A 12,502-nucleotide genomic window follows, 5' to 3' on the forward strand; every position below is an offset into this window, starting at 1 on the left:
TGACGAATGCACTTCGCATAAGAACGCAAAATTAAGCATGCTCATGAATATTCGTCATGCGTTGAGAAATAAGTTCTGGATTAAACGACTCATGTACAGGCTGCATAGATTCAGTATTCAAAGCTGCAGCAGCAACCGCAAATCTGCCAGTTTTTGAAGAATCAAATTCGTTATATCGCGCGTAAATAAGCGCCGCAGTAGCAGCATCGCTAGAACCGTTGTCGTTGCCGACTGCTTTAACACCAGCATTGCTATTTCCGCGAGTTAGCATCATTCTCTGGACGCGCTTGACTGGGACAGGATAGAACGACACTCCCTCATCTGCAACACCATAAGCAACTCCTGCGCGACCGGCATTTACAAATACACGTTTTACTCCACGCTTTAAAAGCACATTCGCACAGCGAATTGCAGAACGCTCGTCAACAGCATTAATGCCAGTTAAAGCCTGCGATTCAGCAGTATCTAAAATAAGAGTGTCAATACGAGACAATCTAGAAAGCACTCGAGGAGCTTTTGCATCCGTAACTGCACGAACAACAATAGGACGGCGATAACGGTCACATAGCCACTCAATTGACTTTTGCGGAATATTAGTATCCAACACCAAAATATCAGCATTTTCAATAATAGACATACGCTCACGCAAAAAATCAGGAGTCATGTGATCGTAAATACTCATATCGTCTAAAGCAAGCAAACGCTGACCAGAAGCGTCACCAACATACATGTACGAAGCAGTCATCGACTCAGGAAGTTGCTTCGCATAACCGATATCTAAGCCGTTTGCAGCAGCATCAATGCGGAAAAGTTCTCCGTTGTGATCGCCACCGTAGACAGAAACCATGCTTGTGCGAATATTAAGACGCTCCAACGCAACTGCAATATTCCTTCCAACACCGCCTAGCATGTAGCGCACGTGGGAGGCATTAGACGTGTAATCCATCAAATCTCCGCAAGCAATGCCAAGAACATCCATGCTAATTCCGCCAACAACAGTCACATAACTTGGAGGAGTAACAATATATCCCTTACCTCGTAAATAGCCTTTGCGAATTAAATTGGAAATATGAGCGGCCACACCTGAACGAGTAATTCCTGCGAGATTTGCAAGTTCCTGCTGGCTAATCATCGGGTTTTGTTGAATCCAAGTCAAGATTTGTTGTTCGCGTTCAGTCATTGTCGCCTCATCTCTATTGTGATTACAAATGATGCCTACTATCTAGGATATTCACAATTCTCATAATATGCACGTAAATTTATGTAATTTTGTTGTTTTTTTATATTATATCTAACAAAAGTTGATATTAATTATCAATTAAAAATAGTTTCTTACAGTATTTTTTACTAAATTAAGTGCATAAATATGCAATAATTTTTTCTTTATACTTTTCTTTATAGGATATTTTATTCATACAATATTTTAATTTTATAAGATATTTTGCGAGCAAATTCAGAACTTTAGAATTTTAATTGCTTACGATTTGCGTACTTCCGCCTCTCGTAAAATCAAGCACTGCACCTGCAAGATACGGCAACGAAACAAGATGAGCGTCTTTTTGCAAAGTCTCCAACGCATCTTCACGAGCCATAGCGATAATCTTTGCATCCTTAACAACTCGCAAAATCTTCAAACTCGAGCGACCACCCGACTGCTTATCGCCAAGAACATCGCCAACATTGCGCAATTCCAAATCTTTTTTAGCAATTACGGCACCATCTAGCGAATTTTCAACAACTTGCAAACGTTCTTGAGCAAGACTTCCATCCTCAGTTTGCGCAACCAAAAATGCCCAAGAATTCGTGCCACCACGCCCAACACGTCCACGCAACTGATGCAATTGTGCAAGGCCAAAACGATCCGCGTCAAAAATCACAATGCAACTCGCTTGAGGCACATCAACACCGACCTCAATAACCGTTGTAGCAACAAGAACTTGCACATCTCCGCGTGCAAAATGTTCCATCGTTTCGCGTTTTGTAGCATCATCGTCGCGACCAGTAAGCTTAGCAAAAGTAACGCCTTTAAATTGCGGCAAAGCTGAAAGCCGCTTCAAAATGCCGTTAACTGTGTGAAGTTTACGCAAAGAATCTGCGCTATTTTCTTCAGATTGATTAGATTGCACAGATTGCGAAACATCTTCAAAACCTTCAGATTCATCGCTATCAAAATCCCTAGCAGAAGCACTACCAGAATCCCTACCAGAATCCCTACCAGAATCCTCATTAAAATCATCATCAATATGCGCGCAAACAACATACGCACGCTCACCTGCATCAATGCGAGCACGAATATGCGCAAACATTCTCGCCATAGTATTCGCATCCGATTCTTGTACAACAAAAGTGCGAATAGGTTTTCTGCCTCCAGGCAATTCAGTTAAATATGAAGCATCCAAATCACCGAACCACGTCATAGCAGCAGAGCGCGGAATAGGCGTTGCAGTCATTACTAAAAGATGCGGTGTAAAAGACTTTTCAGCACTATCATGCGGATCTACACTCATTTTGCGTAACAAAACATCGCGCTGCTCAACACCAAAACGATGTTGCTCATCAATAATTACCAAAGCTAAATTAGTCGGCTTAAAAGTCGACGAGAACGCTGCATGAGTTGCAACAATAAGCGAAGGCTCCCCACTTGCAACACTCGCTAGCGCACGTCTGCGATCCGCAAGTCTCATGCCGCCAGTTACTACGATTACAGGCACTTTTAGATTCGCGCGCGCAATCATTTGGCGCAAATTTTCGGCATGTTGAGACGCCAGAACTTGAGTAGGAGCCACAAGCACAGCCTGATATCCTGATCCAACTGCCTCAAGCATTGCAGCGAGCGCAACAACTGTTTTTCCGGAACCAACTTCACCTTGAAGCAAGCGACGCATCGGATGGCGCTCACGCATGTCACGTACAATCTCATCAATTACATCTTTTTGACCTGCAGTAAGCTCAAACGGCAAACTTTCCACAAATTCATTTCTTATAAGAGAATTATTACAGGATTTTGCTTGATTATCTTTAGAATCTTCACGAGATCGCAATACAGCTACTTGGGAAATAAAAGCTTCTTCATAGCGCAACGAGTCAACAGCTTTGTAAAATTCGTCAACTGATTGCGGATTATGAATTGAGTATATTGCTGACGCTCTAGTCATGAGGTTACGTTTTTTTAGCACTGATTCAGGCGTAATGTTTGGGATTTGCAGGGATTCAGTAGTGCAAGTTGCGGAATCTTTAGAATCTGCGGAAGCTGCGGAAGCTGCGAAATCTTCAGAATCTTTAGAAAGTGCAGAAAGTATAGAAAGTATAGTTTCGTGAATATGCTCACTAGAGATTCGCGAATTTGCATGATACACGGGCATAGGAGCACTCATACGCGCCAAACCATCTTCCACACTTCTTACAGTATCGCGAGATTGATGTAAGCTATCGCTTTCTTCTACAGCAGATACGGTTAAAATTTGAGGATGCGTAAATTGCAATTTACCATTAAAAGCACTAGACGTGCCGCCAACAACAACCATTTCGTCAACATGCATCTTTGCAGAAAGCCACTGAGCGTATTGACGATTTTTAGAAAAATAAATAAGTTGAGCTACTGCTTGCATATCTTGCAAAACGTTAATTTCGATTCTAAAACCGCGACGAGCGTTCATAGGCACAACGTTAATTGACTGAACTTGCGCATAGAAAGCCACTTCTTCGCCAATTTTTACATCTTTTAAGTTCGCAATTCTCAGTGGACTTGTAACTCTAAACGGGTAGTAAGTTAACGCGTCTTCAACTGTGACTATGCCCAAAGATTTTAATGCAGAAACGCGTCGCTTATTGCTGATTATCGCAGAAAGCGAAGTATGCATTTTGGCTGAGTTCGTGGGCGTATTTAGCATATTTCGATTATAAATCATCCGCAATCAGGAATATAACGTGCGCGCGAAAAAATATGCAAATACAAAAAAGCCCCGAGCACTGCTCAGGGCCTTACATTTAACACGCGATTCACGCCTCAACGCGCTGAACCTTGCCTGCCTTAATGCATTTTACGCACACACGAAGGCGAACGTTTTCGCCATCAATGGTGGTGCGAACCGGCTGAAGGTTCGGGCGGAAGGTGCGCTTATTGCGAATGTGCGAATGTGAAACGCTGAAACCGGTCTGCGGTCCCTTGCCACATACTGCGCAACGAGCTGCCATAATGGACTCCTATTTTCTTTGACTTGCAAGTCTTGCGTCATTCAAACACACGAACTACTTACGCAAATTACTTACGCACATTGCATAAACAAATAAGCACGCTTGAACGCACAACTACACAAGTATATCACTTACCAAGACAATCCGCACGCACAAACTCAGTCTTTTCTTGTAAATCCTTAACTGTCTTGCATCCAAGAAGCGCCATAATCACCCTAATTTGCTTCTTCCAGTTATCAATTTGCAAAGAAAGCGCGTCCTCACCTTCATGCATAAGCGTATGCAAAAACTCGCCAGCGACACCAACTGCAGAAGCACCCAAAGCCAACGCGCGCACAACATCCAAAGGCGTGCGAACTCCTCCACTTGCGAAAACTTCCATATTTTTTAACGAATCACACTTGCGTATGTCAACCAGCGACTCAACAGTAGTAAGACCCCAATCAGCCAAATAATCACAGTCGCCTAAGTTCCTGCGAGCATTCTCTATTGTTACAAAATTAGTTCCACCACGACCAGAAACATCTACAGTGCGCACTCCAACATCTTTAAGACGCTGAACATCTTTAGCAGAAATTCCGCATCCAGTTTCCTTCACAATCACAGGCACTTTTAGAGCTTCACACGCACTGACAATAGACTCAATATTGCGCAACCAATTTCGAAAATCGCGATCGCCTTCTTGCATAACCAACTCTTGTGCAGCATTTAAATGCACTTGTAACGCATTCGCATGAATCATGTTTACAGCACGCAATGCATCAGACGCGCTAGTTCCAGCGCTAACATTTGCCATCACAAATCCGTGTGGATTTTCGCTTCTTATGACACTGAAAGTGCTGAGTAAAGTTTCGTCTCGAAGAGCAGCACTCAAAGATCCACTCGCCATAGCAACAGAATTTTTTGCAGCAACTCTAGCAAGACTTGCATTCACTTTTTTAGCAGCATCACTTCCGCCTGTCATTGCGTTAATATATATCGGCGAGCACCAATGCACAGAATCGCATACTTCGCTTCCTAGCACGCTCACGCTAGCGTCAATTTCTTCAAGCGCGACTTGCGGCAAAGCATTCGGCACAAAACGCACTTTGTCAAAATCTGAATCTGCACGAGTTTTATACTGCTTGTCCGCAAGCGCAATATGCGCGTCTTTTCGGTTTTGTATTATGCAAGATTGAGCAGATTGCATATTAAGCTCGTTACGCTTAGCAAACGCGTCTAATACAATATTTTCAGAAGGCTTACCAGTTCCAAAAATTTCCGTAACATCAATATTCAATGGCTTTATTCCATTGGCTTCCCAAGTAGATTTCATAGTTTCAATTACATTATTGTCATAAATTGTCGACAGCGCAATTGCGCAATCTCCTCCGCCTGCACCGCTAGTTTTTGCAGGAATACCGGCACAAGTCGCAATTTCAATAAATTTTGTAAGTTCACGCGTTTCGATAACAGTTCCAGTAAGAGCACTTAATTTTTGCAACAACGCACGATTTTGAGCAAAACCGCTATAGATTTCGCTTATTTCAAACTTTTCAATTGCGCGCGCAAGTTTTTGCACGCAAATCTCACTTTCTTTGCAAAAATCTTCGTAAGTGAAAGATTTAATTTTTTTGTCAAAAGCACTAGTTTCGACGCTACTTTCAACGTTATTTTCAGCGTTACTTTCAACGCTACTTTCCGTACTAGTTTTAACGCTACTTTCTACGCTACTTACTAGCTTTGCGCTAGACGCAGGAGAACCAGTCCAGCCGACTAAAAGTTTTAGCGACTTATCTACATTTAAACGCTTAACTTCCAGTCGCGACCACTTTTTGTGCAACAACTCACCGAAATCAGAGCATCCGGATTTTACTAGCGTAAGCTCAGCTTCAAGCCACTCGCGGTTATACGCGCGATACATAATCCAACCGCCATAAGAGCTGGCAGCAACGTCTCCACCGCTTCCGGATTTTTTAACACTCGACGACGCAATTAACGCTAACTTGCAAATTTCTGGAGTCGAAAGATTCAAATCATACCATTTGCACAACGCGCGAATAACCGCAACAGTTACCGCAGCAGAAGATCCAAGACCGTATTTTCTACCGGTTTTTGCGTCATCAAGTTCGCTAGAAATATGCACATTGTAACTTTTTCGGTTAATATTTGGCGCACATTCCTCACTAGCATAAGCGTCGACTACGCACATTGCAGCGAGCACATAAGCATATTTTCCGTCGTTTTGTATTTCAATACTTCCGTCGGATGCACGCGACCAAAGAAGCGGTTTATATTTTTCGCCATCTGAGGTAATCACACCACAATAATTTCTGCTACTAGGCGCATTTTTCTGCAAATTTTCGCGTAACTCTTCGTTTAAAGTTTCATCACTTACACTAACCGTCACATAACGATTAACAGCAGCAACAATTGCAGCACAGCCGTCAACAACAGCATACTCGCCCGCAATATAAAGCTTTCCTGGGGCACTAGAGCGCACTTGAGTCATATTATCCGCCTATTTTAAACTCGTACTCACCGTCACAGCGTCACCTGGCAGCGCAATCGCAAATTTCGGCTCGCAATATTCTGTATTACAAAAAACGCTAGAATTACGCAAACCATCTTCAACTCGCGAGCGCAACTGACACATCGCACGATAAGCATCATCTCCAGAAGTAAGCACCTTCACATTCGGACCAGCATCCATCGTAGACCACACCAGCCAACCATCTTTTCGCATATTTTTAACCGCTTCAAGCACAATATGCGTGCTACTAGTCAAATAATTCACCGATGGAACAGCATTATGCATAGTTTCGTGCATTCCAAAAGCATTGCGTTCAACAACCTCACCCAATTGCTCAATATCTGCTCGCTGAATTGCGTTTTTAGCAATTTCAAGGTCGTCCTTCGACTGCTCAACCCATTGCATATACGTTGGCGAAGTTTCAACCGTTCTGCGCATCGCTTCTCGGCTAGAAATCGGCTTTTTGCTATCGTCCAAAGTGACGACAATCATAGCAAGGTTTAAATTTTTAAGCGCAACTTGTGCGTTTTCAATAGGCTCTGCATAAGACGTTTCGTCGTCGCAACCTGCATGCCAAATTGAAAGTCCTCCAAAAATCGAACGACAAGCTGAACCAGAACCACGTCTTGCAAGTCTAGAAAGTTCTCGTGGAGTTAGGTTTAATCCAGCAGCGTACGAGGCAGCAGACGCAAGAGCTGCAAAACCAGACGCACTCGACGCAAGACCAGCAGCAGTTGGCACAATATTATGCGAAATAACGCTTGCTTTCATTGAAATTCCTGCAATTTCACGCACCAAATCGAGCATAGCGACTACGCGACGAAAAGTTTTGGCAGACGGCGAAATCTTTTCATTATCTAAAGTAAAAGTATCTTGTTCAAGATTATTCGCAAAACTTACGCTTGTAGTTGTAGACAAATCCGAAAGGGTGAGCGAAAGCGAGGAAGTATAAGGCAAAATCAGCTTTTCATCGCGCTTACCCCAATACTTAATCAGCGCAATATTCGCGTTTGCTTTAGCAAAAGCTGAGTTGGGTGAAAGACTAGCGTCAAACGTTATTTTTGGCTGAATTTCAACATTTTGCATGCTGTTCCTCTTGCGGCAGATAAGTAATTCTCGTTTGTTAATGTGCTAAGCAATATTTTAGCAAAACAGTGCGCACAAGCTTCTTTTCTTTAAACAACTGTAAAGTTTATGCTACATTTCAAGTAAAAATAAGATTCAATTTATTGCAGAATCACCTATATTTACAACCCACGTATCGCAAGCACCGGCATTTTTAAAAGCTTCACTCACTCGCTTAGCAGCATCCTCACTATCAGCCAGCGCAATGACACATCCTCCACCACCTCCACCGGTAAGTTTTGCACCCAACGCGCCATGCTGACAAGCAGCATCTACCAAGGCGTCAAGTTTTGCAGTACTTACGCCCAAATCCGCCAAAATACGGTGTGCGAAAGTCATTTGCTTACCCATATTTTCAATACGGCCAAACGCCAAATCATCTTCTGCAACAGCCGCAATCTCCCCCAATTTATTGAGCTGCGCTCCAACTTCAACAGGATTCGATTCTAAACGAGAACGTAAAGCTTCAACTGTTTCGCGAGTCATTCCTTTGCATCCAGAATCCGCCAAAACAAGCCACGCACGCATGTTAATTTCCATGCGATCAAAACAGCCACGACTAAAACGCACAGGCCAGGAAGCAGCAGTTGCAGTGGCATCCAAGCCTGAAGAACATCCGTGAGCCACACACTCAGCAGTCTGCGTCAACTTAAAAATCTCATCATTGCTAGCTGCAACGCCATAATAGTCAAGAATCGCACGAATTACAGCACCGGCAGCTGCCGCAGACGAACCAAGACCTCGTTCTGCTGGAAAATCAGACTCGGTAAAAATGTGCAAATTCTCACCGCTCCACCCTGCAAACTCTAGCGACGCGCGAATTGCTGTTCGTATGCTATTAAAGCGCGTAGGAATTTCGGAAAGTTTGCCAGTAAAGTCAAGGCATGAAAGAGTTATATGTGAATCGAGATTCGTCGTAGATGCTAAAGATTCGCTTGATGTAGAAGATAAAGATTCACACGAAACAGGTGCTAAAGATTCATTGCAACTAGTTACAACAGCGCGCATACGCAAGTTTTTAAGCGGCAAAGCTATTGCAGAATGGCCATAAACCACGGAATGTTCGCCAAAAAGAATAACCTTCGCGCAAGTTTCGCCATAACCTTTGTGATTGCTGTATTTTATTGCGTTTTCAAGATTTGCGCTTACGGAATTTTTACAAGCATACTCTTCGTCATTGCGAATAGCAGATATGTTGGCATCTTGCGCTTTTGCGTTCATACTAAGCTCGTCAGCCAGTTCATATTTGCTTTCCAGCACAGTTTGCATCTCCTTTATAATTTCGCAATTTTCCAACTGTTCTAATTTAGTCGAGTAAAACTTAAAAAACTACGTTACGCACGTGACACTTACAACACATTCACATTTGGAAAACGGCAGAAACTTTACACGAGTGTAAAGTTTCGGTCGGATTAAAGCAATAAAACAGCAGAAACTTTACACGCTTGTAAAGAAAAAGTCGCAAAATGGCAGAAAAACGGCAGAAACCTTACACGAGTGTAAAATTTCGGTCGGATTAAGGCAATAAAACGGCAGAAACTTTACACGCTTGTAAAGAAAAGGTCGCGCGGGGAATAGAAATGTAAAACCGACCAGCGCGCAGCAATAAAAAAACTCTGCGCAGCATCGCAATGAGAAAACTCAATACAACGCAAACGCAGAGTTAATGCTTAAGTTCAATCCACATGTATTACAAGCAGAAAACCACTAAAAGCAAGAATCTGCTTGCTGCAACATGTTTTGTAAAATTCACAAAGCTACTTACTCAGCCACAACCTTAACAGTGAAGGAAGCGGTGATTTCCGGATGCAACGTTACGGTTGCTGGGAACTCACCAGTGGTCTTAATAGTAGCAACCTTAATTGCGCGAGCCTCAACTTGAGCCTTGGAAGCCAAAGCAGCAGCAATCTTATCGGCAGAAACGCCACCGAAAAGCTTGCCGGATTCAGAAACCTTAGCAGAAAGCTCCACAACGGTGCCTTCAATCTGAGCCTTAGCTGCAACTGCCTCTTCACGAGTGGCAACAGCCTTGGCAAGACGAGCGCGACGCATTGCTTCAATCTGGGAAGCAGCACCCTTGTTCCATGCAAAAGCAAGACCCTGAGGAATCAGGTAGTTGCGTGCATAGCCAGCCTTAACTTCAACAACGTCACCAGAGTGACCGAGGTTGGCAACAGTCTTGGTAAGAATAACCTTGGTTTCAGCCATATTCCTATCCTCTCAATCAGCGACCGGTAGTGGCGTAAGGAAGCAAAGCCATCTCGCGAGCATTCTTCACTGCCTTCGCGATCTTGCGCTGTTCCTGCACGGTTACGCCGGTGATACGACGGGAACGAATCTTGCCGCGGTCAGAAACGAACTTGCGCAGCAAAGCAACGTCTTTATAATCAATTTCAGTAATCTTGGCAGCCTTCAAAGGATTTGGCTTCTTTTTGAAAGGCTTGACCGGTGGTTGCGGCCTTTTGCGTGACATAAGATGTCCTCTCTCAAATCCGTTATGCTTTTTGTTCGCATAACATTTAACTGATGATGTATTTATAAGGATTAAGTAAGCGCGTAAATAAGTGCATAAATAAACAAATAAATACGCTATCTATAGCTCAACTAAAACGCTAGAACTCAGGTTCTTCAGAATCGCCACCAAAATCAGAATTGGCACCGAAAGTTGAAAAACTATCGTTTGTTGGCGCAGCAGCACTCCACGGATCAGCCGCTGAAGAACTTGCGGCATGCTGAGAAGCGGCCTGGCCAGCAGCATAATTTGCTCCGCCAGCATAACCTGCACCAGCAGCATTTGCTGCACGCGAGCCACCAGCAAAACCTGTTGAAGAGCTTTGGCGGTTAACTTGCGCAGTTGCATAACGCAAAGATGGACCAATTTCGTCAACTGTAAGTTCAACAACTGTGCGATTCGAGCCGTCTTGCGCTTGATACGAACGCTGCGACAACCTGCCTTGAGCAATCACGCGCATGCCTTTAGAAAGGCTGTTTGCACAATGTTCTGCCAAGTCTCTCCACGCTGAGCAACGCATAAATAATGCAGGCCCATCCTCGAACTGATTCGTATTACGATTAAACGTTCTAGGTGTGGATGCAATGGTAAAGCTCGCAACAGAAGCACCGTTGGAAAGTGCCCTTAATTCAGGATCCGAAGTGAGATTTCCCACGACGGTAATAATTGTTTCACCTGCCATATCGTGCCTTTTCTTTCTCGCTTTACTCGTAATCGCATGTTAGTTAGCAATTACTGGCAATTTTGTGCGCAACTTATGCGCGGTTGTTTACGTATTTATTTAGCTTAACTAGTTTTTATTTAATTCACTAGAGCTTACTTAGTTTTGCTAGTTTTTACTTAGCGTCCTTGCGAAGAATCTTCGTGCGGATTACAGATTCGTTAAGGTTCAAAACACGGTCAAGTTCGTCACTTACAGATGGCTCGGCAGTGTAGTTCACCACAACGTAGTTACCTTCGGTTTTGCCTTCAATTTCGTAGGCAAACTTGCGGCGACCCCAGTAATCGGTACCGTCAACGGAACCGCCCTCGTTGGTGACAAGCTCAAGATACTGCTCGGTCAACTTCTTAAGACCGTGCTCATCCAGCTCAGGATTTGCAATGAACATCAGTTCATACTTATGTGCAGACATCACCCACCTCCTTCGGACTATCGGCTGTGGACCTTCCACAGCAGGAGTGTGTTTGCAAAATATGCGCGATATGTTTGATGACAAGCACCAAAACCGCACACAACTTTGCTATTTTACAGCACGCTCGTGACGACGAGAGTTACGCGCTTAAACGATGGTGTCAGGCGGCAGAAACTTTACAGCGGCGTAAAGTTTCGGTCGACTACGCGCCAAAAAACGGCAAAAACTTTACGCACGTGTAAAGGAAAGGTCGTTTTCGTGCTAAAAAGCGGCAGAAACTTTACAGCGTTGTCAAGAAAAGGTCGTTTTCGTGCTAAAAAACGGCAAAAACTTTACACAGGAGTAAAGTTTTGGTCGGAATCAAGCGCAAAGTTCCGCAGCACACGCACGCATCGGCTATTCCCCAATAATTCTAGGCACTCCAACAGCTGCAAGTTTCTTCTCAAGCTTCCTAGGATCAAGGATATCCGAGTAATTAAAGCGCACGATTTTATTTACGCCGCATTCCTTCATAAGCAATACCTCACGTTCCGCTTGTTTGTCGATATTCTTATGAATAACACTCTGGTTTCGCGATTCGAATAAATTTTTATTGTCTCCTGAAGAATTAAGATTCACATTCTTATATTGCGCATCATCTGTATCAATGTAGTATTTCGAATACCCGTCAAACTCCCCAACAATCAACTCCCCATTATTCAGACTCCACAAAAAGTCGCAACGATACTTCAAATTTATATGTGGAATCTCAAACTCACGTTGTAATTCTGGTATCATAAATCCCAAATTAATCATTGTTCCCCGAGCTAAGGATTCACCAGCGTTCTCGCTAAGACCATTTGCAAAGAAGCAAAGCTTACATAATTTAGCCAACTTTTTTTGTTCACACTCAAAAATTTGCTTAAAAGACAATGAAAAATTAGTCCCACCATTCGTTTTTGCATAGTTTCGCAAGTCATCCAAATAAGCGTAATCCCTTGTATAATGACGTTGGTTTTTGTGTAAACTGCTATTCGCACACGTTTT

11 protein-coding genes are annotated in these 12,502 nt (G+C 43.4%); all 11 read right to left on the reverse strand.

Annotated elements, in window-relative coordinates; all coding sequences use genetic code 11:
- Nucleotides 1-31: 31 nt before the first annotated feature.
- The gene (locus HXT38_RS04580) at nucleotides 32-1,180 is read right to left on the reverse strand and encodes a PfkB family carbohydrate kinase (RefSeq protein ID WP_064340538.1); all 1,149 of its coding nucleotides are present in this window, start codon (nucleotides 1,178-1,180) and stop codon (nucleotides 32-34) included.
- Between the two features lie 289 nt (nucleotides 1,181-1,469).
- Nucleotides 1,470-3,908, reverse strand: a complete 2,439-nt coding sequence (locus HXT38_RS04585) for a DEAD/DEAH box helicase (RefSeq protein ID WP_174143441.1) — start codon at nucleotides 3,906-3,908, stop codon at nucleotides 1,470-1,472.
- A 91-nt stretch (nucleotides 3,909-3,999) separates the two neighbouring features.
- Nucleotides 4,000-4,194 (reverse strand): 50S ribosomal protein L28, encoded by a 195-nt coding sequence (gene rpmB, locus HXT38_RS04590; protein ID WP_004105392.1) that lies wholly within the window; start codon nucleotides 4,192-4,194, stop codon nucleotides 4,000-4,002.
- 127 nt (nucleotides 4,195-4,321) lie between these two features.
- Nucleotides 4,322-6,685, reverse strand: a complete 2,364-nt coding sequence (gene fni, locus HXT38_RS04595) for a type 2 isopentenyl-diphosphate Delta-isomerase (RefSeq protein ID WP_174143440.1) — start codon at nucleotides 6,683-6,685, stop codon at nucleotides 4,322-4,324.
- A 9-nt stretch (nucleotides 6,686-6,694) separates the two neighbouring features.
- Nucleotides 6,695-7,792, reverse strand: coding sequence for a diphosphomevalonate decarboxylase (gene mvaD / locus HXT38_RS04600; protein ID WP_004574055.1), 1,098 nt, complete (start codon nucleotides 7,790-7,792; stop codon nucleotides 6,695-6,697).
- Nucleotides 7,793-7,927: 135 nt separating this feature from the next.
- Nucleotides 7,928-9,052 carry a mevalonate kinase gene (gene mvk / locus HXT38_RS04605; RefSeq protein WP_064340625.1) on the reverse strand — a complete coding sequence of 375 codons (1,125 nt, stop codon included), beginning with the start codon at nucleotides 9,050-9,052 and terminating at the stop codon, nucleotides 7,928-7,930.
- Between the two features lie 540 nt (nucleotides 9,053-9,592).
- Entirely contained in the window at nucleotides 9,593-10,039 is a 447-nt protein-coding gene (gene rplI / locus HXT38_RS04610) for a 50S ribosomal protein L9 (RefSeq protein WP_004105397.1), read from the reverse strand.
- 16 nt (nucleotides 10,040-10,055) lie between these two features.
- A complete protein-coding gene (gene rpsR / locus HXT38_RS04615) occupies nucleotides 10,056-10,304 on the reverse strand; it encodes a 30S ribosomal protein S18 (protein WP_004105399.1) in 249 nt (82 codons plus the stop codon).
- Between the two features lie 139 nt (nucleotides 10,305-10,443).
- A complete protein-coding gene (locus HXT38_RS04620) occupies nucleotides 10,444-11,025 on the reverse strand; it encodes a single-stranded DNA-binding protein (RefSeq protein ID WP_116442602.1) in 582 nt (193 codons plus the stop codon).
- Between the two features lie 154 nt (nucleotides 11,026-11,179).
- On the reverse strand, nucleotides 11,180-11,476 hold the full coding sequence (rpsF, locus tag HXT38_RS04625) for a 30S ribosomal protein S6 (protein ID WP_004574062.1): 297 nt from the start codon (nucleotides 11,474-11,476) through the stop codon (nucleotides 11,180-11,182).
- A gap of 396 nt (nucleotides 11,477-11,872) precedes the next feature.
- Complete coding sequence (locus HXT38_RS04630; RefSeq protein ID WP_421791740.1) at nucleotides 11,873-12,271, reverse strand: hypothetical protein; 399 nt, start codon at nucleotides 12,269-12,271, stop codon at nucleotides 11,873-11,875.
- Nucleotides 12,272-12,502: the final 231 nt, after the last annotated feature.

Source organism: Gardnerella sp. DNF01157, from assembly GCF_049244225.1.
Classification (GTDB): domain Bacteria; phylum Actinomycetota; class Actinomycetes; order Actinomycetales; family Bifidobacteriaceae; genus Bifidobacterium; species Bifidobacterium leopoldii.